23 protein-coding genes and 1 pseudogene are annotated in these 23,416 nt (G+C 58.2%); 4 read left to right on the forward strand and 20 right to left on the reverse strand.

Going from position 1 to position 23,416, the window contains the following annotated elements; genetic code table 11:
• Positions 1-180 precede the first annotated feature (180 nt).
• Complete coding sequence (locus NT179_09680; protein MCX5722281.1) at positions 181-1,611, forward strand: peptidase MA family metallohydrolase; 1,431 nt, start codon at positions 181-183, stop codon at positions 1,609-1,611.
• Positions 1,612-1,643: 32 nt separating this feature from the next.
• On the opposite strand, the gene NT179_09685 is transcribed toward NT179_09680, so the two are convergent.
• From NT179_09685 to NT179_09780, 20 genes and pseudogenes are all read right to left on the reverse strand, one after another.
• Positions 1,644-2,549, reverse strand: coding sequence for a hypothetical protein (locus NT179_09685; protein MCX5722282.1), 906 nt, complete (start codon positions 2,547-2,549; stop codon positions 1,644-1,646).
• A 206-nt stretch (positions 2,550-2,755) separates the two neighbouring features.
• On the reverse strand, positions 2,756-3,181 hold the full coding sequence (locus NT179_09690) for a DUF393 domain-containing protein (GenBank protein ID MCX5722283.1): 426 nt from the start codon (positions 3,179-3,181) through the stop codon (positions 2,756-2,758).
• 578 nt (positions 3,182-3,759) lie between these two features.
• On the reverse strand, positions 3,760-4,863 hold the full coding sequence (locus tag NT179_09695; GenBank protein ID MCX5722284.1) for a methyltransferase: 1,104 nt from the start codon (positions 4,861-4,863) through the stop codon (positions 3,760-3,762).
• Entirely contained in the window at positions 4,833-5,267 is a 435-nt protein-coding gene (locus tag NT179_09700) for a hypothetical protein (GenBank protein MCX5722285.1), read from the reverse strand. The genes NT179_09695 and NT179_09700 overlap by 31 nt, the downstream gene beginning before the upstream one ends.
• A complete protein-coding gene (locus tag NT179_09705; protein MCX5722286.1) occupies positions 5,264-6,088 on the reverse strand; it encodes a tetratricopeptide repeat protein in 825 nt (274 codons plus the stop codon). Before NT179_09705 ends, NT179_09700 begins: the two co-directional genes overlap by 4 nt.
• Positions 6,085-6,687: a hypothetical protein gene (locus tag NT179_09710; GenBank protein ID MCX5722287.1), complete on the reverse strand. Its 603-nt coding sequence runs from the start codon at positions 6,685-6,687 to the stop codon at positions 6,085-6,087. Before NT179_09710 ends, NT179_09705 begins: the two co-directional genes overlap by 4 nt.
• 45 nt (positions 6,688-6,732) lie before the next feature.
• Positions 6,733-6,978 carry a hypothetical protein gene (locus NT179_09715; protein MCX5722288.1) on the reverse strand — a complete coding sequence of 82 codons (246 nt, stop codon included), beginning with the start codon at positions 6,976-6,978 and terminating at the stop codon, positions 6,733-6,735.
• 135 nt (positions 6,979-7,113) lie between these two features.
• Complete coding sequence (locus NT179_09720) at positions 7,114-7,647, reverse strand: TlpA disulfide reductase family protein (GenBank protein MCX5722289.1); 534 nt, start codon at positions 7,645-7,647, stop codon at positions 7,114-7,116.
• A gap of 266 nt (positions 7,648-7,913) precedes the next feature.
• Positions 7,914-9,395: an amidophosphoribosyltransferase gene (gene purF, locus NT179_09725; protein ID MCX5722290.1), complete on the reverse strand. Its 1,482-nt coding sequence runs from the start codon at positions 9,393-9,395 to the stop codon at positions 7,914-7,916.
• Between the two features lie 11 nt (positions 9,396-9,406).
• Positions 9,407-11,659 carry a phosphoribosylformylglycinamidine synthase subunit PurL gene (purL, locus tag NT179_09730; GenBank protein ID MCX5722291.1) on the reverse strand — a complete coding sequence of 751 codons (2,253 nt, stop codon included), beginning with the start codon at positions 11,657-11,659 and terminating at the stop codon, positions 9,407-9,409.
• A gap of 71 nt (positions 11,660-11,730) precedes the next feature.
• Positions 11,731-12,453, reverse strand: a complete 723-nt coding sequence (gene purQ / locus NT179_09735; GenBank protein ID MCX5722292.1) for a phosphoribosylformylglycinamidine synthase subunit PurQ — start codon at positions 12,451-12,453, stop codon at positions 11,731-11,733.
• A 100-nt stretch (positions 12,454-12,553) separates the two neighbouring features.
• Positions 12,554-12,793 (reverse strand): phosphoribosylformylglycinamidine synthase subunit PurS, encoded by a 240-nt coding sequence (gene purS, locus NT179_09740; protein ID MCX5722293.1) that lies wholly within the window; start codon positions 12,791-12,793, stop codon positions 12,554-12,556.
• A 3-nt stretch (positions 12,794-12,796) separates the two neighbouring features.
• A complete protein-coding gene (locus tag NT179_09745) occupies positions 12,797-13,015 on the reverse strand; it encodes a hypothetical protein (GenBank protein ID MCX5722294.1) in 219 nt (72 codons plus the stop codon).
• 353 nt (positions 13,016-13,368) lie between these two features.
• Positions 13,369-14,073, reverse strand: a complete 705-nt coding sequence (locus NT179_09750) for a phosphoribosylaminoimidazolesuccinocarboxamide synthase (protein ID MCX5722295.1) — start codon at positions 14,071-14,073, stop codon at positions 13,369-13,371.
• Between the two features lie 32 nt (positions 14,074-14,105).
• Complete coding sequence (locus NT179_09755; GenBank protein ID MCX5722296.1) at positions 14,106-14,891, reverse strand: chlorite dismutase family protein; 786 nt, start codon at positions 14,889-14,891, stop codon at positions 14,106-14,108.
• A gap of 8 nt (positions 14,892-14,899) precedes the next feature.
• Positions 14,900-16,228 (reverse strand): adenylosuccinate lyase, encoded by a 1,329-nt coding sequence (gene purB, locus NT179_09760; GenBank protein MCX5722297.1) that lies wholly within the window; start codon positions 16,226-16,228, stop codon positions 14,900-14,902.
• A gap of 60 nt (positions 16,229-16,288) precedes the next feature.
• Entirely contained in the window at positions 16,289-16,738 is a 450-nt protein-coding gene (gene nusB / locus NT179_09765; protein MCX5722298.1) for a transcription antitermination factor NusB, read from the reverse strand.
• A 95-nt stretch (positions 16,739-16,833) separates the two neighbouring features.
• Positions 16,834-17,286: pseudogene (gene ribH, locus NT179_09770) on the reverse strand (6,7-dimethyl-8-ribityllumazine synthase).
• A 219-nt stretch (positions 17,287-17,505) separates the two neighbouring features.
• Positions 17,506-18,714: a bifunctional 3,4-dihydroxy-2-butanone-4-phosphate synthase/GTP cyclohydrolase II gene (locus tag NT179_09775; GenBank protein MCX5722299.1), complete on the reverse strand. Its 1,209-nt coding sequence runs from the start codon at positions 18,712-18,714 to the stop codon at positions 17,506-17,508.
• A 72-nt stretch (positions 18,715-18,786) separates the two neighbouring features.
• A complete protein-coding gene (locus tag NT179_09780) occupies positions 18,787-20,013 on the reverse strand; it encodes an MFS transporter (protein MCX5722300.1) in 1,227 nt (408 codons plus the stop codon).
• A 127-nt stretch (positions 20,014-20,140) separates the two neighbouring features.
• Here NT179_09780 and NT179_09785 point away from each other — a divergent pair, with 127 nt between their 5' ends.
• The 3 genes from NT179_09785 (at position 20,141) to groL (ending at position 23,387) form a co-directional block, all read left to right on the forward strand.
• Positions 20,141-21,139, forward strand: coding sequence for an RNA polymerase factor sigma-32 (locus tag NT179_09785; protein MCX5722301.1), 999 nt, complete (start codon positions 20,141-20,143; stop codon positions 21,137-21,139).
• Between the two features lie 260 nt (positions 21,140-21,399).
• Positions 21,400-21,699, forward strand: coding sequence for a co-chaperone GroES (locus NT179_09790; GenBank protein MCX5722302.1), 300 nt, complete (start codon positions 21,400-21,402; stop codon positions 21,697-21,699).
• Positions 21,700-21,746: 47 nt separating this feature from the next.
• A complete protein-coding gene (gene groL, locus NT179_09795) occupies positions 21,747-23,387 on the forward strand; it encodes a chaperonin GroEL (GenBank protein MCX5722303.1) in 1,641 nt (546 codons plus the stop codon).
• The last annotated feature ends 29 nt before the right edge of the window (positions 23,388-23,416 follow it).

Consider the following 23,416-nt stretch of genomic DNA (forward strand, 5'->3'; position numbering starts at 1 on the left):
AAGGGCCATCGTTGCTCACTCACTGCGGCCTTGCTAACGGCCTTTTTGAGCATCCTGCGGAACAGTTTTTCATTATACCCAGTAGGCTTTCAATATCTTGCATGGCTTGTCGATTTTCCGACAATCCTTTGTCTCGCTTTCCTGTGGTGCTAGATTGAATTTCATCCAAGAAGGGCCTCTATGTACCGGCGCAGTATTCTGCACATTTCATATCCCGTGGCCTTCCTGCTCGGGCTGTTCATTCTCTATCACGCCTGGATCAAGCCAACCTATCTGCTTGCGCCAGCGCCGGATCAATCCACTGCCCCCACGGGAAACTCGCAGGATGCGTCCACGGATCCGCATCGTGCCGGCCCCAGGGCACCGGAACCTCAGCAAACTCGCCTGATCGATACCGGCGGAACTCCGAACACCAAACACCGGGAACGGCTGGAAGCGATTCGCCACGATATCGAAACAGGGAACGTCCGGGAAGCGGAAACCAAACTGGCCGATCTGCCGGAAGCCCTGGCAACAGACAAGACCATACGCCCCTACCTGGCCATCCTCTGGAACAATCTGGGCATTCAACAGGAGAAAACCGGCGAAACCTCTCTCTCAATCAAATCCTTCAGACAAGCCGCATCACTCGACGGCACGAATCCCATCGTCCAACTGAACCTGGCGCATGTCTATTGGGAACTGCGCGATCCTGCCATGACGCAGGACTTTCTGGAGAAGCTGACCCTCCTGGCTCCGAGCGAACCCTTTCCCCATCTGGCGCTGGCCAATCTCTTTCAGGAACGGAATCAGCTCGGCGAAGCGGCGCGCCACCTCGATCACGCGACAGCCCGCGCGGGCAACGACCCAGCCGTGCAATCCTATCTGCACACCGTCGCAGACAAGATCCGCCGAACAGAAAAGAGCGACACAGGGCTCGCCAGCCGCGACAGTACGCACTTCACCGTGAAATTCGACGGGGAAGCCGATCCGGAAACCTGGGCCACCGTATTGGAGATTCTTGAAGAGGCCTATCGCGAGATCGGCCAGAAGTTCGAGCACTTTCCGTCAAAGACGATCATCGTCGTGCTGCATGCATCGTCCACCTTCCAAGGTGAAACCGGCAGTCCTCTCTGGGCTGATGGGCTCTTCGATCCCGTGCTCGGCCGCATTCAGATTCCCATGCAAGGCGCCCTCACCAACCGCGCCTGGCTCACACGGGTGCTGCGGCACGAGTTCGTCCATGCCCTCCTGCGGGACCAACAGGGCCAGGCCGGCAGCGCCGTCCCGACCTGGCTCAATGAAGGTTTAGCGATGGAATTGTCCGGGGATCGCTGGTCGGATTTCGATCAGGTCACGAAACAGGAATTTACGCCGATCCCGCTGTTGACCTTAGAGGGGTCGTGGGGGCGATTGTCGCCGGATGCCGCAATCCTGGCCTACCTGGAAGCCCACTCGGCCGTGCATTATCTGATCGACCGCTTCGGCATGCATCAGGTGCACGAGCTCCTTACACACCTCAAGGCCAGACAGACGTTCTCTGCCGCCATGCAGTCGCAACTCTCACTGTCGTACGAGCAATTCCAGGCACGGTGGGTGGAGCAACTACAGAAACAAAAAAAGCACCGCTAACTCACCGCAGATCAAACCTCTCAGTACCTCTCTCAGATCGCTTCTCGTTTCGTTTCCTCTGGCCCGGCGCTACGCCAGGTTGGAATATTCTCGGCTGCCTCATCCTGCCAGGAAGTCACATCGACCTCCTCCACGGCCGGCTCGATCGTGTCTTCCCACAAGAGCTGCCGCTCCTGATCATTGAACATCTGGACGCGAAACTCGATCTGCCTGGATGGAGCCGCTGGCTCCTCTGTTTGGCCAATGGCCGCTCTGCTGATTCGTTCTGCCTTGGCCAGCCGACCGGCTCCGGAGAACTGATCGGTCCACACAAGCTGTCCGGTGGCCGGATCGACGGCACGGAGTGCAAACTGTGGCTCTCCCTCTACGACGCTTCGGCTACGGGTCCTGGTCACCAGCGCCTGAGGCGTCAGCTGGGCCACAACCCGGTGAGTGGTACTAGACTCTTGATTGCTGGCACTGAGATTCAGAAAACCTTCCCAGAGAAACTTACCCGTCGCCGCGTCATAGACGCGGAGCTTGAACGAAGACAGTCCGTCAGTCCCAGGGCCAGCCCCGCCGGCAAAGACCCGCTCACTCGGTTGACGCTCCCCTGCCGCTGCGTCCTCTCGCACGTTCAACTCATAGGTTTCCTCGGACAGGATCGCGCCGTTCTCGGCATCATAGGTTTTCACGGTAATTGAGGACGTCTCCGCATTCTCATACCCCACACCAGCCGCCACGACCTTCCTTGGCTGCCCCGAAATAGGAACCGCCAGGTCTGCCGCCCAAGCCGTCAACGGGAAACCATACCCGAGCACGGCAAAGGCGATGAACGAAAGGCAGCGAGCTTTCCGTATCCGCCGCGCCTGATGCGCCGGCGCAAGCTCACACCCCACAGCCCTGAACCACTCGCCAACTTTATCTCTCGTCTCGGACAGCCACTGGATGATTGTCATGTAGAGTCCCCCTTCGCTTGTGCCGGAGTCTCGCATTGCTGGCCTACAGGGTAAATTCCCCACTGTGGGGAGGACCCCTTCGAAAGGGGGGGATACGTTGAACAGAAATGAACGAAGACAAGGACGAGACTGACGAACATTTTCGTCGTTATACCAGGGGAAAAATCGTTTTTTCATCTGAGGAAGGGGCTATTGCGGGGCATTTCTCAGCCAAGTTCGCCATGGCTCTCGGAATCTCTCGCAAACGGAACAGTCCCAAAGACCTGATACCGGTACCGGGCTACCAACCAATAGAGCAGGTAGCCAACCGGCTTGGCCAACGGAAGGCGCAGGAGGATCGAGAGGACTCGCCCACCCCTGAGGCCAGGCAGGAGGGCCAGAAAGGCATCCAGCCCACGGACAATCTCCCCGTTAGGACGAACCAGGAATGCCACGTCTGGACGACCCGGCCGATAGACCTCCCCTAATGCCTGCTTGGCCTCGTCGCTCTGATAGGGAACCATCTGGACCGGCGCAGCGTCAGCGCGGGTCCCCAGCCGTTCAAGGCCCTGCTTGGCTGTGACACAGAGGCGGCATTGGCCATCGTAGACCAGAAGACAGGCTTGAGGCGCCCTGCTGGATAAATCTGCCATCGCCCAATTCCCTCGCAGTCGCTAACTCCTAATGCCTAACTAGTCGCAGGATGCTCAAAAAGTTCGTCCAGCAAGGCCGCAGGCAAGTCGAAACCGGAGGAGGTACCGACTGCACTTTGTGTGGGCCGTTCGCCAGTACAATGGATCTTGGCGAACGGAAAAACCCCTCCAGTACTTCCGACCTCTGACAACCTCAATCGGTACGTTGAGGATTTCGATGAGCCGAGAACGAAGCTGGCGGACTTTTTCAGCATCCTAAAGCCGGTTGCTGTGCCCTGCGGAGACGGGTATCATTACACCCATGCGATACACCTGGCCCCTCATCGGCCTGCTCACGGGGCTCAGCCTCATCGGCGCTACGACCACCCATCTCGCACCGGCTGCAACAGAGGCAGGACGAATCGGCTGGATGCTTTACCTGATCGCCACCCCGATCGTTCTTGCCTGCCTCGTCCGGATCGGATGGACCTGGACCGCCATGGCCTGCGTCATCTATGGAACGGTAGGATTGGCGTTAGACCTCTCCACCCTCGCGAGCATCCTGGGCGGACAGGGCGAGATTGGCGCCCTGCTCCTCGTCAGCGCGATGAGCGGGATCGTGAACTTTTCGCTGGTCCTGTTCGGCGGGCGCGCGTTTCTACACGAATCGTTGGGGACCGTGCTTCCAGGATCCCATCCTCCCAGTCCTCCGTCCCCTTCTTCATCTTCACAATCTTGATCCGTTCAAACCCTGCATCCGTCAACCAGGCCTTCGTCTCGACTGCAGAATAGGTATTGCCCCGCTCGGTGAACAGCAACATCGACACAGCAAAGAGACTCGCCTCTTCGGGAAACAGCCCGTCCTTATCGTGCAGGAACGCATCCTGAATCAACAGCCTGCCTCCAGGATTCAACGCAGCCAAGGCGCGCCGGAACACCGCTTGATTGTCTTGAGGCGAATAAATGTGGAGCACGTTCGAATACCAGATGACATCGTAGGAGCCGGGAATGGCGTCCGTCAGCAAATCCAGCGGCTGATAGGAGAGGCGTGCTCCAGCCTTGTGAGTCGCAGCAATTTCCTTCGCCACCTCAAGGGCCGCAGGCCGGTCGCAGACCGTGGCTCGGAGCTGGGGATTCTTGGCGAGGAAGGCCATCGCATAGGTGCCGGGACCGCCGCCAAGGTCGAGCAAAGTCCGCACGCCACGCAGGCTGATCTGGGCCGCAATCTTCGGAGCAATCTCCAGGGTCCGGTGATGCATCGCCCAGGTGAACTGCCGGCGATAGTCCGGATCGTCCGGCTCATCGTGATCGAGCGGTAGTCCCGTCTTCACTGACTCCAGCAAACGGCCCCAATCGTTCCAATGGCTCGTGATCAGCCGGAGATAGTCCCCCCGATAGTCCGGATGCTGAGCGTTCAAGGTTGTAGCGCCCAACCGGCTGTTTCGATAGGTCTCGCCTTTTTTCTTCAGCAAGCCTGCCATCGCGAGATTCCGGCAGAGAATCGCCAGACCCCTCTCACTGACCTTCATGGCACAAGCCAGGTCAGGAATCGTCCAGGTCTCCGTGCCGATGGCAGTAAAGAGGTTCAGCTCAAGGGAAGCGATCAAAACCCGCGGCAACCGGTAGGCGGTAATCGCCGTGCGGAAATCGTCGAACGTGGCAATCTGCCTGGTCACCGGGCCACGCCGATCGTCCGCAGGCACCAGCTCATTAAATCTTGCACGGCGGTCGGGTTCGTCAGATCCACATGCCGCTCGAAGCGAACGGCCACGTAGGCGTCGTTCATCTCCGTCTCTTCTGCAAATCCAGACTTCAACAGAATCGCACGGTACTTGGAGACAGCCGGTTGGATGTAGTACTTGGCCTGCTTCGCGATCTCGTCGGTGCCCAGATCTTCCGGCGTCCCATCGGAGAGGAGGGTCATCACATCCTCCAGCGCCATGCCGTACTGACACAAGACCCGCCCGTCCGGCGTGACCTCCAGCAGCCATCCATCCGAGCCAAGATCCATCGTCAAAGCGCCGCCCGCCTCCACTTCCTCCAATTGAGGAAAGGTGGCGACCAACGAAGCCTTAAGCGCAGTCCAATCTTCCGATGCTCCACTCATACGTGTGTCTTTCGATTGGGATGGGCGTCACCCAGTCCGGCAAGGCTGGCCCGCAGGGCTGCCAACCGCTGGATATTCTCTTCAAGTTTCGGCAACTGATACTTGCGATCCATATGCACCACCAGCTCGAGGAGATCCGCCGCTTCACGCAGGTTACCGGTCTCTTCGTAACATTGCGCCAGCACATACCGAGCACCGCCGGTTCGCAATTCGTCGCGCGATCGTTCGGCGATGGACTGGCTGGTTTGACAGCAGGCGATCGCGTCGTCGTAGCGCTGCTGGAGCAAAAAGGTTCGACCGATCATGCGCCAGGCATCGGCTACGCCGCCCTGATTCTCTAGCCGCCTCATGAGCACGAGCGACTGTTCATAGTATTTAATCGCCAATTCGTACTCTTTGGTCTCGCGAGCGACCAGGCCCAGATCAGAAAAGAGCACCGCCTTGCCTGCCTCATCGTGCACCTTCGTCATCAGGTCCAAGGCTTCGAGATAGTAGGCCTTGGCGCGATCCCATTCGCCCGCATCGGCCCGGAGGTTCCCCAAATTGCCTAAGGTCGTCCCGATCCCCTTCTCATCTCCGAGAATCTTCTGGAGCTCCAAGACCTCTTGATAGTACGTCTGGGCCGAGTCCCGACGACCGCTGACCGCGCAAATGTTCCCCAGGTTTCCCAAGGTGGCGGCCAAGGCCCGTTGGTCCCCGGTCAGCCGGTCACATTCCAGCGCCTTGGCATAACAGGTATAGGCATCGGTATAGAGGCCGCGAGAAAAATGCTCGTTGCCCTGGCGATTGAGTTCTTCGGAAAGTCCGTTGCGTAATGTCATGGTGCGGGCTGGAGCAGCTGTTCGACCGCCTGCTTGGCGCCGGTGAGAATCGAGGTCCCGTCGCCGACCAATAGGCTGTCGAAATTGTATTTAAGGAGCCGGCGCAGCCCCTCTTGGGCCTTCGTCACATCAGCGTACTTGTCCGCGGGCAGGAGGCTGACGGAACCGGCAGGCTTCCCGATCAAGGCATCGCCGACAATCAGCACGCCCTTCCGCTGCTGGATAAACAGGGCCGATTCGCCGGGAGACTTCTGGTCTTTCAGCTGAATCACCCAGATCCCGCCCGTGAGCAATTCCCCATCCTTGAACGTTTTGGTCGGCTTAAGATCCATCAGCGGCGCATCGACCTCCGGCACATACAACTGACAGCGAAACTCGTCTTGATACTTCACCGCTTCGCGGACATGATCGCGATTGGTCACGATGATGTAATCGACGGGGCCGTTGCGGAGGACCACCGCGCTCGCGTCTCCCGTCATCGGCGGAGGATCGACGAGGATCTTATGTTCCCCGACCGTCAGGAAGAGCCCGTTGAAGTCGAGTTGCTTCTCCTCAGAGAACCAGGACCATTGCCAGATACCGGGAAGGATGTTTTTCATAATAGGATACGAGCCGATGGCTGATAGCTGATGGCACGGACGGATTTACAATGCCGCGACGGCGTCCTTCACGACTTTCGTCACTTTCGTCAGGATGCTGGCTTCGTTGGGCAAGTCGATGATGTCGTCTTCCGAAATCGTAATGAATTTCCGATTCGGTCCCTTCGTCAGGGAAATCAGGAACATACTGTTCGAAGGCGTCACAGGGATCACCACTTGCACGGACGCATCGGCCCCCTTCACCACCTCCAAAAACTTCTGCTTTCCCTCTTCCATCTCATCCATGCCCATCTCTCTCCTCTTCCTCTCGGAAGTTGATATTTCCTCTGCACCGCGGCTGAGGAATCCTAATCTGCGCGCGTCGAACGAGCACTGTTTTATCGTGCGCGTTCCGCGAGCAGCGGGATTCCTCAGCCACGGTGCGCGCTACATCTTATTACTGCCACCAGCCAACAGTTTTTCAACTTCCGCCACAATCACTTCTGCACCGGCCAAATCCATATTGCCGACACGCTGCCACCGGATCACGCCCTGCTGATCGATCACATAGACATTCGGAATAAACTTCCCTCCGCCGTACAATTTATCCGTGACCTTGCCCGGATCGAGCAGATAGGGATAGGTGACCTTCACGGGAAAGGAGGCCAGAAACTCGCCGACTTCCTTCTTGCCGTTACCGGAAGAATTGACGCCGAGCACCGCCACCTCTTTGCCCTTCGTCATCTCGGACACTTTCTGGAGCGTCGTGCCTTGCATCATGCAGGGGTCGCAAATATGAAACAGGCCGAGCACCACAATCTTGCCCTTGTAACTGTCCAACCCCACCGTCTCGCCCGTGATAGCCGTCAGCGTAAAGGAAGGCGCCTTCTCGCCAACTTTAAAGAACCCCGCCGCAACGGCCAGGTGGACCGCAAGGACCGGAATCAACAACCCGCCAAGTATCGATAGCATTCGTTTCATAAGAGCCTCCTGCTGAAGAAGTGCTGAGTGCCAAGCGCTGAATTGACTGTTCGCCCACTCAGCACTTTGATTGGGTATCCTACCATGCAGATTTTTTCAGGGGCAATGGCGCAGCGACCGACAGAATGGATGGATGCGCAAACAGGCTGCTCAAACAGTTCGTCAGCAAGGCCGCAGGCGAATCGAAACCGGAGGCGTGCCCTCAGGGGTACGTTGAGGATTTCGATGAGCCGAGAACGAAGCTGGCGGACTGTTTGAGCAGCCTGCTAAAGGGATGGGTCGAAGAGGCCGAGCTGCCATTCCTCTGCGCGGGTCAGCGCGATGGGGTACTTCTCGGTGAAGCAGGCATTGCAATACTGTTCCGGGGTGCCGGGGGAGGCATTCAGCATGCCATCGAGGCTCAAGTAGGCGAGGCTGTCTGCCGTGATGTACTTCCGAATCTCTTCAAGCGAGTGGCTGGAACCGATCAGCTCTTTCTTGGTGGGCGTATCGATCCCGTAGAAACAGGGAGAGATGATTGGAGGCGAACTGATGCGCATATGCACTTCCTTGGCCCCGGCATCGCGAATCATCTTCACGATTTTACGGCTCGTGGTGCCCCGCACCAGCGAATCGTCGACCACGACGACTCGTTTCCCCTCCAGCACCTCCGGCACAGCATTAAGCTTCACCTTCACGCCGAAGTGGCGGATCGACTGCTCCGGCTCAATGAAGGTGCGGCCGACATAGTGATTTCTGATCAGCCCGAGTTCGAACTGAATCCCCGCTCCCTCGGCATAGCCGAGCGCGGCAGGCACTCCGGAGTCCGGGACCGGCACGACGATATCCGCTTCGACTAACGATTCCTTCGCCAATTGCCGACCCAACGCCTTGCGTGTGGCATAGACCGCATTCGCGCCGAAGATCTTGCTGTCAGGTCGAGCGAAGTACACATATTCAAAGATGCACATGGCCGGATTGACCGGCGCAAACGGATGGTAGCTCGTCACGCCCTTCTCGTTCAGTACGACCAGCTCGCCCGGCTCGATCTCACGAACGATTTTGGCGCCAAGCAGATCGAAGGCACAGGTTTCCGACGCCACGAGATAGGTATCACCCATGCGCCCGAGACAGAGGGGCCGGAACCCGTGCGGATCTCGCACCGCGATGATCCCATCGTCCGTCTGCATGACGACCGAAAAGGCCCCGCGCACTTGGCTCAAGGCATCGATGATGCGGGCCAGCAAGGTATCCGCGCGCGAATGGGCGATCAAATGGATGATGACTTCGCTATCCGACGTGGATTGGAAAATGGCTCCGTAGGCTTCGAGCTCATGCCGCAACACTTGCGCATTGATGAGGTTGCCATTGTGGGCAAGCGCCAGATTCCCGAAGGCGAAGTTGACCGAGAGCGGCTGGACATTACTCAGATCGTTGCCCCCGGCCGTAGAATAGCGATTATGTCCGATCGCCATCGAACCGGTTAATTGCTGAAGCGATTGGGGATTGTAAATGTCCGCAACCAGCCCCTTCCCCTTATGGACGTGGAAGTGCTCGCCATCGCCCGAGACGATGCCGGAGGCTTCCTGTCCGCGATGCTGCAAGGCATAGAGCCCCAGATAAGTGAGGTTGGCCGCTTCCTTGTGGCCGTAAATACCGAAGACAGCGCATTCGTCGTGAAACTTATCTGGAGTAATCAGGTTAAGGCCCGAATCATCAGACGTGGGAAGTGACACGACGGGAAGTTCTCTTGTGGTTCGCTTATTCATGCCTTCACGTTTCACGCCTGGTTCAGCGTCCGTTCGATTGAAAAGGCCCACTGCTCAAAAAGTTGATCGACCGGGAGGTCGATGCGGCAGCCCTCGCTCCATTGCCCCTTCTCCACATCGATGACGACACGATCGCCTCCGACCGCCCCGATCTTCATCGCGGGAACACCGGCCTCCCCGGCACGCTTCAGGATCTGTTCGACCAGCTCAGGCTTCACCGACAGGACGACCCGCGATTGGCTCTCACCGAATAAGAGGGCATCCCGCCGCAAGGTATCGAGACCCAATCCTACCACAGCCCCTCGCCTGGCGGCTGGGCCGGAGATGCAGGATTCGACCAAGGCGACCGCCAACCCGCCATCCGAACAGTCATGGGCTGATTGCACCAGCCCATCACGAATTGCTTTCAAGAGGAAGTCATGGAGCGACTTCTCCGCCTCAAGGCTGAGGAGCGGCGGCGATCCCTGCTCACGGTGATGGAGCACTTTTAGATATTCACTGCCGCCCAGGTCCTCTCTCGTCTTGCCCAAGAGGATAATCGCATCCCCCTCCTGCTTGAACCACTGCGTCATCGTTTGATCGACCGAATCGATCAGCCCCACCATCCCCAACATCGGCGTGGGATAGATCGACAGTCCGTTGGTCTCGTTGTAGAAGCTCACATTGCCGCTGACAATGGGCACCTTAAAATGTTCGCAGGCATCCCTCAGCCCTTCGATCGCCAAGACAAACTGCCACATGATCTCAGGCCGCTCCGGGTTCCCGAAATTCAAACAGTCCGTCAGCCCGATCGGCTCAGCCCCAGAACAGACGAGATTCCTCGCCGCCTCGGCCACGGCAATGCGAGCCCCTTCATAGGGATGCAGCAAACAGTAGCGGCTATTGCAGTCCACCGTCATGGCGAGGGCTTTGTTCGTTCCCTTGATCCGAACCACCGCGGCATCAGAGCCGGGCCGGACCATCGTGTTGGTCCGCACCATATGGTCGTACTGTTCATAGACCCAGCGTTTACTCGCAATCGTCGGAGACCCCAGCAGTGACAACAGCGCCGCGTTCGCATCCTTCACATCTGGCAGGGCGTCGTAGTTCAGATTCGTCAGCATGTCCTGGTAGCCAGGCGGCGAATAGGGCCGCTCGTACCGTGGTCCGTCATCGGCCAGCGACTTCGCGGGAATCTCCGCCACCACCTTGCCCTGGTCCCTCACACGGAGGATCCCATCGCCTGTGACACGGCCCACCACCGCCACATCGAGATCCCACTTCTTGCAGATCCTGATGCATTCCTCTTCCTTGCCCGCCTGCGCCACCATCAACATACGTTCTTGGGATTCCGACAACATCAATTCATAAGGCGTCATGCCCGGCTCACGCCGCGGCACATCGGTCAGGTCCAGATCCATCCCATTGCCGGCACGCGACGCCATTTCACAGGAGGAACTGGTCAAGCCGGCGGCCCCCATGTCCTGAATCCCGACCAGTAAATCGCCCGCCATCAGTTCGAGACAGGCTTCCAACAACAGCTTCTCGGTAAAGGGATCGCCTACCTGCACGGTGGGCCGCTTCTGTTCCGACTGGTCGTCGAACGAATCGGACGCCATCGTCGCCCCGTGAATCCCGTCGCGGCCCGTCTTGGAGCCAAAGTAGATCACAGGATTGCCGATGCCTGCCGCTGTTCCCAGAAAGATCTTGTCCTTATGCGCAATGCCGAGACAAAACACATTCACGAGAGGATTCAGCGAATAAATATCGTTAAAGACGATTTCGCCTCCGACCGTCGGCACGCCCATGCAATTGCCATAGCCGGCAATGCCGGCCACAACGCCCTTGACCAGATGCCGGTTCTTCGCGTTGTCCAGCCCGCCAAACCGCAGGGCATCGAGCAAGGCAATGGGCCGCGCACCCATCGTAAAGATATCTCGCAAGATCCCCCCCACCCCCGTCGCAGCCCCCTGATAGGGCTCGATGAAGGAGGGATGGTTGTGCGACTCCATCTTGAACACCGCGCAAAGCCCATCGCCGATATCCACGGCGCCGGCATTTTCCCCAGGCCCCTGCACCACCCGCGGCCCAGTCGTCGGCAGTTTCCGCAAATGCACGCGCGAACTCTTATAGGAGCAATGTTCCGACCACATCACCGAGAACATACCCAGTTCCGTGACATTCGGCTCCCGCCCCAAAATCCCGACGATCTTCTGGTACTCGTCGTCCGTCAGATTATGTTGCGCGATGAGTTCTTTGGTTATTGGCTGGCTTACAGGTCCCATAATTTTAGACTTCACGCTCTCATGGTTTCTTGATCACAATCCGAATCGGCCCACATGCGGATCGACAGAGGCTAGACAGGCGCCATCTGCAAAGGCTTCTTGCTTTGCTTCAGCGACTCCAGCATCGACAGGAAAATCAGCTTCCCGTCATCATTGCCCAAGACTGTCTCTGCGCAACGTTCCGGATGCGGCATCATGCCCAGCACATTGCCCGCGGCATTGATGATCCCGGCGATGTTGTCCAGCGAGCCGTTGGGATTCGCCTCCGGCGTCACCTTGCCATCCGGCGTGCAATAGCGAAGGACGATCTGCGCATTGGCCTGCATCGCCGCGAGCGTGACCGGATCGGTGTAATAGTTCCCGTCTGCATGAGCGATGGGAATCTTCAGCACCTGACCGGGCTGGCAGGCGCTGGTAAAGGATGTGGCCGCATTCTCGACCTTCACGGACAGATCCTTGCAGATGAAATGCAGCGACTTGTTCCGGAGCATGGCCCCTGGCAGCATCCCCGCTTCGAGCAGAATCTGAAACCCGTTGCAGATACCGAGCACCATTCCGCCGCCCTTTGCGAACTCCTTCACCAACCCCATCACAGGAGAGAACTTCGCGATGGCGCCAGTTCGCAAATAGTCGCCGTAAGAAAACCCGCCCGGCAGGACAATCGCATCCAGCCCGGCCAACGAGGTCTCCTTGTGCCAAATCATCTCCACCGACTGGCCCAGCACATCCTTGAAGATATGCTGACAGTCATGATCGCAATTACTGCCGGGAAACACCACCACGCCAATCTTCATAATTGCCCCCAGTGCTGAGGAGAAAGTGCTGAGTGCTGAGAAATGGAGCAGGAAAAGTGCTCTTGGTCCAGCCTCAGCACTCAGCACTCGCTACTCAGCACTAACCCAGTTCGTACCGATATTCTTCCACAATCGTATTCGCCAGCAGTTTTTCGCACATGGCTTTCACCGCGGCATCGGCTTTCGCCTTATCCGTTTCATTCACTTCCACTTCCATGTACTTCCCGACTCGCACATTGCCCGCATTCTTGAATCCCAGCGAACCAAGCGCATGCTCAATCGCCTTCCCTTGCGGGTCCAAGATTCCTTGCTTCAATGTCACATGAATTTTGGCTTTCACGACTTACTCCCCTTGCTCTGATGCTTCAGTCTGCCTATCCACATACTTCCTGATCCAGAAAATCCCTGCGATCGTCCCAAACCCGACGAACACGAGCACCACAAAGGCCCAGCGCCAGGGCGACTCGTTCAGGCGATAGGCCATCATACCCACCACCGCCGCCCATACCAGAATGGACGCCACCAGGCCATAATTCATGAATAACCGCAGAAACCCCTTCACGTGCCCTCTTCTCTTTCCCTCTTCAATCAGGGAAGAACGCTAGCAGGATGTTCTACCCCCAACACCATACGGAATATTTTCGTCATATTTTCCGTATCAACCGAGTTTTTCCGCAGCCTACTAGAACTCACTAGGAGGATGCGGTGAACGGGCTCGCCGGCGCGGCCGTCTCAGGCCACGCGTTGCGCGCGCAAAGAAGCCGGCCCCTGCATCCCGCCTCTTCCACCGACCCCGTCCAAACGGTGTGGGGAACTCCCGGGGGGATGGCGGGGTGAGCCGCAACTGCGCGCATCGACCGGGCAGGGCTTCCCCCTGCGCATTCTGCGAACAAAAAAACCAGCCTCTCCGTTCCCTCATCCGCACACCCTTTTTAAAACTTCCTGGTAGGCCTCTTCGATCTTGCCCAAATCCTTCCGGAACCGATCCTTATCCATCGACTCCTTCGTCGTCTGGTCCCAGAAGCGGCAGGTGTCCGGCGAAATCTCATCCGCCAGAATCAGCTGGCCCTTGTGCAGCCCGAACTCCAATTTGAAATCGACGAGGATCATCTGTCGCTCGCGAAAAAATGGCTGCAACACGCCATTCACCTTCAACGCGAGCCGCTTGATTTCCGTCATCTGCTCCGGCGTCGCCAGCTGCATCAATCGAATGTGCTCATCGGCGATAAGTGGATCACCCAGCGCGTCGTTCTTGTAATACCATTCCACAATGGCCGGCTCAATCGGGTCACCCTCTTTCAACCCCAGCCGCTTGGCCAAACTGCCGGCCACGACATTGCGGACCACCACCTCGACCGGCACGATCGCAACCTTCTTCGTGAGCAGCTCCCGGTCGCTCAACCGTTCGACGAAATGCGTCGGCACCCCTGCCTGCTCCAGCAGCACAAACAGCCGCTCGGATATCTTGTTGTTGATGACGCCCTTCTCAACAATGGTCCCGCGCTTCTGCGCATTGAACGCCGTCGCATCGTCCTTAAAGTACTGGACGACCTGATCCGGCTTATCCGTGGCGAACACCTTCTTCGCCTTGCCTTCGTAAAGCATGCTACCAATGGTCATGATCTGCCCCTTATCCCCGCCCATCACGAATACTACTGCGCCAAGACTTCCATGATCTCCGGCAACGACATGGCTGTGCCGATCAACGTCGGGTGCCCGAATCGTCTCACGTACTGAAACTCTTTCACCTTCTCCAACGCCAAAACCAGGCTATGAAAATCCTCCAGCTTGGAGGTTTCAAAATACGTGATGAAGTCCAGGTCATCGAGTCCGCTGGAGTGGTACAGCTTCCGCTTGACCGTCTTAAGATAAGGCAGCGTGGCTTCCGTATGCTCTTTCATCAGCGCCATCCGCTTGTCCTGATCGAGGGCCCACCAGTCGGCGCTCTTCCTGATCGGAATGACGATCGCATAGGGCTTGGGCCCAGGCTCGCTGGCAGTCTTGAGATCGGCCTTCATCTGGTCCGGAAGCCCCGGCACATAGTTCGCCTTCTTGGTCAATCCGTGCATGATGCCGGCCGCCTTAAGATGTCTACCGAACAGGCTGCTCTGAAGATCGAGCAGAAACTTTTGCGTTTCGCGCAGCTCAACGGCATGCACGCGAAACATCACATCCGCGTGGTCCGACAGCCCGCGCATCAAATAGAGGTCGATCGCCAGCTTCTCGCGATGCTGCTCAACGACTCCCCTCAAAACCGTCAAATACGCGATCCGCGTCGCTTGATCCTCTTTGGCCCAATCTTCATCCAGCGTGAATGCCGCAAAGGTGCCGTAAACGCCCGCCTCGCTCAGCAGCTTGTCGCGATCGGCAGCCTCAGCAGCGGACACCAGCACCAGCCCGACCAACAGCACCACCACAAGACGCATGAGCCTAGGCATACAGAACCTCATCGTTTCTTCCCCTTCGCCGGTTTACGCGCGCTGGGCCCGAATACCCGCCGGAAGATCTGATCTAAATGGCGCAGATAATACTTCGGATCGAAACAGGATTTGATTTCCCTGGCCGTGAGGTGCTTCGCGATCAAGGGGTCCTTGCCAACCAGCTCTTGCAGTCCTCCGGCCCCTCGCCAGGACGCCATGGCATGGCGCTGGACGGCTTCATACGATTCCTTCCGCTGCGCCCCCTTGGAAATGAGCAGCAACAGCAGCCGTTGCGAATAGACCAGCCCCCCGGTGAGATCGAGGTTGCGCTGCATGTTCTCGGGATAAACCACCAGGTTCTTGATGACGTCAGTGATCCGCTCCAGCATATAGTCGATCAGGATCGTGCTGTCTGGCATGATCACGCGCTCGACGGACGAATGGCTGATGTCCCGCTCATGCCACAGAGCGACGTTCTCCATCGCCGCGAGACTATTGCCCCGCACGACGCGCGCCAAGCCGCAGAGATTCTCCGAGGCGATCGGGTTCCGCTTGTGCGGCATCGCCGAAGAGCCTTTCTGCCCCGCCGAGAAATATTCTTCCGCTTCCAGCACCTCGGTCCGTTGCAGATGGCGAATCTCCGTCGCAAACTTCTCGATGCTGGCGGCCAACAGGGCCAAGGCCGTGGCATAGGCCGCATGGCGATCGCGCTGCACGATTTGATTGGAGACAGGATCCGGCGTGAGCCCCAGCTTGGCGCAGACATACTCTTCCACTTCAGGCCCTTGATGCGCGAAGGTTCCCATCGCGCCGGAGAGTTTACCCACGGCGATTTCCTGCCGCACATGCGTCAACCGCTTCCGATGCCGGCAGGCCTCTTCGTACCAAATGGCCAGCTTGAAGCCGAACGAGATCGGTTCGCCATGGATACCGTGCGAGCGTCCGACCATCACCGTGTCTTTGTACTTCAGCGCCTGTTGCTTCAGCACGGCGATCAGTTCGGCAAGGTCGTCGAGGATGAGATCCAGCGCCTCAGTCATCTGCACAGCCAGGGAGGTATCGACAATATCCGACGAGGTCAGCCCCATATGAAGGAACCGATGTTCCGGCCCAACCGACTCTACCAGCGATTCGAGGAAGGCAATCACATCGTGCTTCGTCACCTTCTCGATCCTGTCGATCCGCTTCACGTCGATCTTGGCTTTCTTCGCGATACGGGCCGACGTGCCTCGTGGAACCTGTCCTGCCCGCTCGAAGGCCGCGCAGGCCGCCAACTCGACTTCGAGCCAAATCTCGTACTTCCGTTTCACATCCCAAATGGCCTTCATCTTGGGACGGGTATAACGCTCAATCATGACAACCTCGTGAAACGTAAGAAAAGGAGCCGGATGCCATGGGCTTCAACGTTTCACCTCTCACGGCTTACCCTTTGCGCCAGCTGCTTCGGCCCGTTTGGCGGACAGCGTCAATTCCTGATTCAAGACCTTATCCAGAATGCCGTTCACAAACTTCGAGGCTTCCTCGTCGCCGAAACTTTTCGCCAACTCGACGGCTTCATTCATCGTCACCTTGGCCGGCACATCATCCATCCAGAGCAGTTCATAGACACCGGCTCGCAGAATATTGCGATCCACAATCGGCATGCGGCTGATCTTCCAATTGGTCGCGTATTGGGTAATGAGGGCGTCCAGCTCCGGCTTCTGCTCTAACACCCCGGCCACGAGTCGTTCTGCAAAGGCTCTCGCCTCGGCCGAGGCCTCGTTCTCTTTCCAGAACATATCCAGCCAAAGGCCCGGCTTGCCGTGAATGTCGTACTGAAACAAAATCTGGAGCGCCCGCTCCCTGGCTTGATGACGAGATCCCATAGCTAGGCCCTGCGCTTTCGCGGCGCCCGCTTCGTAGCTTTCCGGACTCGCGATACGGCAGTACCGGACTGAGGCTCCTCACCCGCCCGCAACAAACGCATGACCGTCGCCATTTCGATCGCAGATTTAGCCGCTTCCCCGCCGCGGTTGAACTTAGCCGGATCAGCCCGCTCAATCGCCTGCGCAATCGTATGCGTTGTCAGCACGCCGAAGATGATCGGCACGTCGGCATCCAACGCCGCCTGCCCGATCCCGCGACTGGCCTCCGCACTGATGTAGTCGAAATGCGGCGTATCGCCGCGAATGACCGCCCCGAGGCAAATCACCGCATGGAACTGTTTCGTCCGCGCCATCGTCCGCGCGACCAAGGGCAGCTCGAAGGCCCCCGGCACCCGCACCACCTCGATGTCGTCGGCATGGACGCCCCGCTCGGTCAACTCCTCGACGCAGGAACTCAACAGCTTGCCCGTAACGAATTTATTGAACTTCGCGACGATAATCCCGAACCGCAACCCCGTCGCATTCTGAGAACCTTTACGAAGCTTCATGTACCAATTCTTTCCATACGGGCTACAATCGAGGCAACCAACACGTCAAACGACACCTTAACAAACTTCTTTTACGCCTTACTAAACGACGATAGCAGGCTGCTCAAAATGGTCATCCAGCGAGGCCGCAGGCGAGAAACGACCGGAGGCGTACCCTCTAGGGTACGTTGAGGATCGTTTTGAGCCGAGAACGAAGCTGGGGGCCATTTTCAGCAGCCGTTATACCTTTTTAAGGATGTGCCCCATTTTATTCTTTTTCGTTCGCAGATACCGGACGTTCGACGCGCCTGGCTGGATCTCGATCGGCACCCGCTCGACTACTTTCAATCCATACCCTTCGATCCCGACGATCTTGCGCGGATTGTTCGTGATAAGCCGGATCTGATGCAACCCGAGATTGACGAGGATCTGCGCTCCCACGCCGTAATCGCGCAGGTCCGCCTTGAATCCCAACTGCAAATTCGCCTCGACCGTATCGCAGCCCTGGTCTTGCAACCCATAGGCCCGGATCTTGTTGAGCAGGCCGATGCCGCGCCCTTCCTGATTCAGATAGAGCAGGACCCCGCGCCCTTCCTTCTGAATCATTTCCATCGCCTTATGGAGCTGGTCCCGGCAATCGCACCGGATGGAGCCCAACACATCGGCCGTCAAACAACCGGAATGCACGCGGACGAGCGTCCGCTCCCCGCCATCGACTCGCCCTTTCACCAGGGCAATATGCGTGATGCCGTCCACTTCATTTTCGAACGCCACCGCTTCAAAATCGCCGAACGTCGTCGGCAGCCGCGCACTGGCCATCCGCCGCACAAAGGTCTCGCGCTGCATGCGATATTCAATGAGCGCCTTGATCGTGACCATCTTCAGCTTGTGCACCTTGGCAAACTTCGCCAGCTCCGGCACGCGCGCCATGGTGCCGTCCTCGTTCATGATTTCGCAGATCACACCGGCGGGATTCAGTCCGGCCAATCGCGCCAGATCGACAGAACCCTCCGTCTGCCCGGCGCGCCGCAACACGCCGCCCTGCTGCGCCTTCAAGGGGAAAATATGACCGGGCTTCGCCAGGTCGCTGGGCTTCGACTTCGGATCGATCGCCACATGAATGGTCGTGGCCCGATCCGCGGCAGAAATGCCGGTCGTAATGTCTTTGCGCGCATCGATGGACACAGTGAAGGCCGTGCCGAACGTGGCGGTATTCTCCGCCGCCTGCTGCGGCAGCTGGAGCTCCTCCACCCGCTGAGGGGTCAGGGCGAGACAGATCAATCCACGGGCATGTTTGGCCATGAAATTGATGGCCTGAGGCGTCACATGTTCGGCGGCAATGACAAGATCGCCTTCGTTCTCACGATCTTCATCATCGACGAGGATGATGCATTTCCCCTTTTTGATGTCTTTGATTGCGTCTTCGATACTATGAAAGGGAGAGGCCATGGTTTCCTACAATTCCGCGGAGTTATCGCCCGCTACTGACGCACCACAATAACCTTGTTTCGACCCTCACTGTCAACGGGAAAAACTGCCCGGCACATCCATAGGATTGGTGGCCCGGCGTGCCCGCCGTTCAGCCAGCAGCACCGTGCCCCAGGCACAAGCTGCCGCCAAACTGAAAACCCATAAGCCGGCTCGATAGGAGCCGGTCACCTCTTTCAGCGTCCCCAACCAGAGCGGCAGGAGAAAGCCTCCTAGCCCGCCTGCTGCCCCCACGACACCGGACGCGAGCCCGATCTGTCTGGGAAACCACTCAGACGCCAACTGGAGAATCACTCCGTTGCCGACCCCCATCGCTCCGACTGCCACGACAATCAGCATCACGGCGATACGGACATCGCTCACGTCGCCAAGCACCGCAAGGCCCCCCACCACCAGGGGCAATGACAACAGAAGGGTCCGCAGACCGCCGATCCGGTCTGCCGCATGGCCTCCCAGCGGACGGATGAGACTGCCCACCAATCCACAGAGGGCGGCAATCGAGCCGGCCGCGATCCCATCCACCTGATACTGCTCGTGGGAAAAAAGCGGAAGGATACTGCAAAACCCGACGAACCCGCCGAATGTCACCGCATAGAGTCCGCAGAGCCAATAGGCCTTCGGCTGCCGGATCATCGCAGCCACACTATGCCACCAATGAGTATCCCGTTCAGCTCGCCGGTTCTGGCGATCGTCGCGCACGAGGAACAGAAAGACCGCCAGGGTGATGACAATCGGCCACACCATCCATCCGAAGACCGCGTGCCATCCGCCTGTAACCGCTATGCGTGGCGCGCCGAAAAGAATCAGCACCGTGCCGACATTGCCCGACGCGACAAGACCCAAGACCAGCCCTTGATGAGCGGCTGGATAGGTGCGGCCGGCCAGGGGTAAGGTCACAGCAAAGCTCGCCCCGCCGATACCGAGCAGGAAGGCCACGAGCAACAACTCGACGTAACTCTGGACGCCCAGCCATCCCCAGAGGACGACCGCCAGCTCTGCCACCAGAATCAGCACCCCGGTCGGTTTCGCCCCGTACCAATCGCTACTCCAGCCGGCAACCACGCGAAACACCGCGCCGCTCAGCAGAGGGAGCGACACCACCAGCGCGATGTCAGCCTGGCTGAGCTGGAGATCCTGCGCGAAGGTCAGGCTCAAGGCCCCCATCAGCAACCACACCATAAAACTGACCGCGAGGTGCAGCCAGGCGCCGATCACGCTCGGCCAATGGCCACGGGTCAGCGCGAGAAACATCTCTGTCATCACAATCGTCCATCTCCCAGCCAAAGAGCTGATCACTATATGAGACCGGCTTTCATCCGCGCAAGGGAACGAAACAAGCGGACTTTTTCAGCACCAGGCCAAAGTCTCTTATGTTATTCTCGCTGTTATGAGTCCGAGCAAGAAGGATCTCGACGAAGAACCGATCGAACCGGAGGTCCTGGAACCGTCCGAGGATGAGATCGCCGAAATCAATCCACCCCCTGAACAGCCTCACGGCGCAGCGCCGGACGGCCAACTGGCCTCCGATATCACGGCTGTGGCGCCGGTCACGGCACTCCAGCAATACCTGGCTGAAGTCCGCCGCTACCCCTACCTCTCCAAAGAAGAAGAACTCCGCCTGTTCCATGAATATCGAACCAACGGAGACCGCGATGCCGCCGTGAAGCTCATCATGGCCAACCTGCGCGTCTCCCTGGCGATTGCCTCCGAGTACCTCCATACAGGCGCCGACCACATGGACCTCATTCAAGAGGGCAACGTCGGGTTGATGCATGCCATCAAGAAATTCGACCCCTCGAAAAACGTGCGTTTTTACGCCTATGCCGCCTGGTGGTCGCGCGCCTATATCCTGCGCTATCTGCTGAATACCTACCGGCTGGTCAAAATCGGGACGACGCAGGATCAACGGAAGCTGTTCTACAATCTCAAAAAAGAAAAGGCGAAGCTGGAACGGGAAGGCTTCGCCCCGGATACGAAGCTCCTGGCGGACCGTTTGAATGTGCGGGAGCGGGACGTCATCGAGATGGGGCAGAGGCTGGGCAACTGGGAACTCTCGCTGGACCAACCTCTCGGCGAAGACCAGGAAGGCAGCCTGCTGGATGTGCTGCCTTCGCAACAAGTACCGGCGGACGAGCAGCTGGCGCAGACCCAATTACAGACCCTCTTCCGTGCCAAGCTCGCAGAATTCGCCAAAACGCTCGACGAACGGGACGAGGACATCCTGCGAAACCGGATTCTCTCAGAAAGCCCCCTCACCCTGGAGGATCTCGGCGCCAAGTACCACATTACGAAAGAACGAACCAGGCAGCTGGAGGCTCGCATTATCAAGCGATTACGCGACTATATTAAGAAAGATATCAAGGACTTCGACCGCTTACGGATCTGACCTCGCCTACCCCCACCGAAAGAAGGTCTAGAATATCCAATTCTTAATAGGTTATGCTTCCGCTGTCCCTGTTCTTGAGGGCGCGGAAGAATTTCCTCATGTCTCCCCCTTGACTTGGACGAACCCGAGGCTATCTTTACCCCCGTGCTAGCGGACCAGAGTTTCTGCTCGTTCGGGAGTATCACGGTTACGCCATCGAGTTCGAACCTGTTCTATCTCGTTTATTTTCACTGGGTTAACTTTAGGAGGAGGGTATCGTTATGAGCACTGCAACCAAAGAGAAGAAGGACTTAACCAAGGGGTTCTCGCCTCTGGGTGACCGGGTATTCGTCACCTACACCGAGGAATTGGACCGCACCTCCGGCGGAATCTACGTGCCGGATAGCGCCAAAGAGAAGCCACAACGTGGCATCGTCCAGGGCATCGGCAAGAAGGTCGAGAGCGTGAAGGTCGGCGACCAGGTCCTCTTCGACAAGTACTCAGGCAGCAAGCTCCGGATCGAAGACGAGGAATGTTTGATCCTCAAGGAAGAAGACATCCTCGGCGTCTTCAACAGCTAAGCACCACTATTCACGACGACGATACTTTTTAAGGGAGGCATACCATAATGGCAAAGCAACTTATGTACGGTGACGCCGCGCGCGCATCCATCCTCAGAGGGGTGAATCAGCTCGCCGACGCCGTCAAGGCAACACTCGGACCCAAGGGCCGCAACGCGATTCTCGACAAGAAGTTCGGCGCCCCGACGATCACCAAAGACGGCGTGACTGTCGCCAAAGAGATCGAACTCAAGAACCCCTACGAGAACATGGGCGCCCAGCTCGTGCGTGAAGTCGCCAGCAAGACCAGCGATACGGCAGGCGATGGCACCACGACCGCGACCGTGTTGGCCCAGGCGATCTATCGTGAAGGCGTGAAGAACATCACCGCCGGCGCGAACCCGATGGAAATCCAACGCGGGATCAACAAGGCCGTCGAAGTCGTCATCAATGAGCTCAAGAAGCTGAGCAAGCCCTGCCAGAACAAGACCGAGATCTCCCAGGTGGGCACGATTTCGGCCAACAATGACAAGACCATCGGCGACCTCATCGCAGAAGCGATGGAGAAGGTCGGCAAAGACGGCGTGATCACGGTCGAAGAAGCCAAGTCCATGACCACCTCGCTGGACGTGGTCGAAGGCATGCAGTTCGATCGCGGCTACATCTCCCCCTACTTCGTGACCAACGCCGAGCGGATGGAAGCGGTCATGGAAGATCCGCTCATCCTCATCTCCGAGAAGAAAATCAGCAGCATGAAGGACTTGCTCCCGGTCCTCGAGCAGGTTGCCAAGATGGGCAAGCCCCTCGTCATCCTCGCGGAAGACGTGGAAGGCGAAGCCTTGGCCACCCTCGTGGTGAACAAGCTCCGCGGCACGCTCAACGTGACCGCCATCAAGGCCCCTGGCTTCGGCGATCGCCGCAAAGCCATGCTGGAAGACATCTCGATCCTCACCGGCGGCCAGGTGATCTCGGAAGACATCGGCATCAAGCTGGAGAACGTGAAGCTCACGGACCTCGGCCGCGCCAAGCGCGTCACGGTCGATAAGGACAACACCACGATCGTGGAAGGCTTTGGCGATCCGAAGAAGATTGAAGGCCGCGTGAAGCAGATCAAAGCGCAGATCGACGAGACGACCTCGGACTACGATCGTGAGAAGCTCCAAGAGCGCCTCGCGAAGCTCGTGGGCGGTGTGGCCGTCATCAACGTCGGTGCCGCGACCGAGACCGAAATGAAGGAAAAGAAGGCGCGCGTCGAAGACGCGTTGCACGCCACCAAGGCAGCCGTCGAAGAAGGCATCGTCCCGGGCGGCGGAACGGCCTATCTCCGTTGCATCGGTGCCTTGGATGCGCTCAAGTTGAACGCCGAGCAGCAGGTGGGTGTCAACATCATCCGCCGCGCGCTCGAAGAGCCGATCCGTCAGATCGCGGCCAATGCCGGGATGGAAGGATCCGTCATCGTTGAGAAGGTTCGCAACGACAAGAACCTCAGCGTCGGCTACAACGCCGCGACCGAGGAATATGTGGACATGATCAAGGCCGGCATCATCGACCCGACCAAGGTGTCTCGTTGCGCGTTGCAGAACGCCGCGAGCGTCGCGGGCCTGTTGCTCACGTCCGAGGTCATGATCACCGAGTTGCCGGAAGAGAAGAAGGAAGCAGCCGGCGGTGGTGCAGGTGGTCACAACCACGGCATGGAAGGCATGTACTAAGAACAGAGTACGAGCTACTAGCGTATAGC

The organism is Nitrospirota bacterium (genome assembly GCA_026387665.1).
In the GTDB taxonomy this organism is placed as follows: Bacteria; Nitrospirota; Nitrospiria; order Nitrospirales; family Nitrospiraceae; genus Palsa-1315.

Bases quoted from the DNA above. Each gene is read 5' to 3' on its own strand.
- NT179_09690 (MCX5722283.1), bottom strand. From the start codon at position 3,181: ATGGCAGATTTATCCAGCAGGGCGCCTCAAGCCTGTCTTCTGGTCTAC.
- NT179_09720 (MCX5722289.1), bottom strand. From the start codon at position 7,647: ATGAAACGAATGCTATCGATACTTGGCGGGTTGTTGATTCCGGTCCTT.
- NT179_09710 (MCX5722287.1), bottom strand. From the start codon at position 6,687: ATGAAAAACATCCTTCCCGGTATCTGGCAATGGTCCTGGTTCTCTGAG.
- NT179_09750 (MCX5722295.1), bottom strand. From the start codon at position 14,073: ATGACCATTGGTAGCATGCTTTACGAAGGCAAGGCGAAGAAGGTGTTC.
- NT179_09755 (MCX5722296.1), bottom strand. From the start codon at position 14,891: ATGCCTAGGCTCATGCGTCTTGTGGTGGTGCTGTTGGTCGGGCTGGTG.
- purL (MCX5722291.1), bottom strand. From the start codon at position 11,659: ATGGGACCTGTAAGCCAGCCAATAACCAAAGAACTCATCGCGCAACAT.
- NT179_09685 (MCX5722282.1), bottom strand. From the start codon at position 2,549: ATGACAATCATCCAGTGGCTGTCCGAGACGAGAGATAAAGTTGGCGAG.
- purF (MCX5722290.1), bottom strand. From the start codon at position 9,395: ATGAATAAGCGAACCACAAGAGAACTTCCCGTCGTGTCACTTCCCACG.
- NT179_09780 (MCX5722300.1), bottom strand. From the start codon at position 20,013: ATGACAGAGATGTTTCTCGCGCTGACCCGTGGCCATTGGCCGAGCGTG.
- purQ (MCX5722292.1), bottom strand. From the start codon at position 12,453: ATGAAGATTGGCGTGGTGGTGTTTCCCGGCAGTAATTGCGATCATGAC.
- NT179_09790 (MCX5722302.1), top strand. From the start codon at position 21,400: ATGAGCACTGCAACCAAAGAGAAGAAGGACTTAACCAAGGGGTTCTCG.
- purB (MCX5722297.1), bottom strand. From the start codon at position 16,228: ATGATTGAGCGTTATACCCGTCCCAAGATGAAGGCCATTTGGGATGTG.
- NT179_09705 (MCX5722286.1), bottom strand. From the start codon at position 6,088: ATGACATTACGCAACGGACTTTCCGAAGAACTCAATCGCCAGGGCAAC.
- nusB (MCX5722298.1), bottom strand. From the start codon at position 16,738: ATGGGATCTCGTCATCAAGCCAGGGAGCGGGCGCTCCAGATTTTGTTT.
- NT179_09680 (MCX5722281.1), top strand. From the start codon at position 181: ATGTACCGGCGCAGTATTCTGCACATTTCATATCCCGTGGCCTTCCTG.
- NT179_09700 (MCX5722285.1), bottom strand. From the start codon at position 5,267: ATGAGTGGAGCATCGGAAGATTGGACTGCGCTTAAGGCTTCGTTGGTC.
- groL (MCX5722303.1), top strand. From the start codon at position 21,747: ATGGCAAAGCAACTTATGTACGGTGACGCCGCGCGCGCATCCATCCTC.
- NT179_09785 (MCX5722301.1), top strand. From the start codon at position 20,141: ATGAGTCCGAGCAAGAAGGATCTCGACGAAGAACCGATCGAACCGGAG.
- NT179_09775 (MCX5722299.1), bottom strand. From the start codon at position 18,714: ATGGCCTCTCCCTTTCATAGTATCGAAGACGCAATCAAAGACATCAAA.
- NT179_09715 (MCX5722288.1), bottom strand. From the start codon at position 6,978: ATGGGCATGGATGAGATGGAAGAGGGAAAGCAGAAGTTTTTGGAGGTG.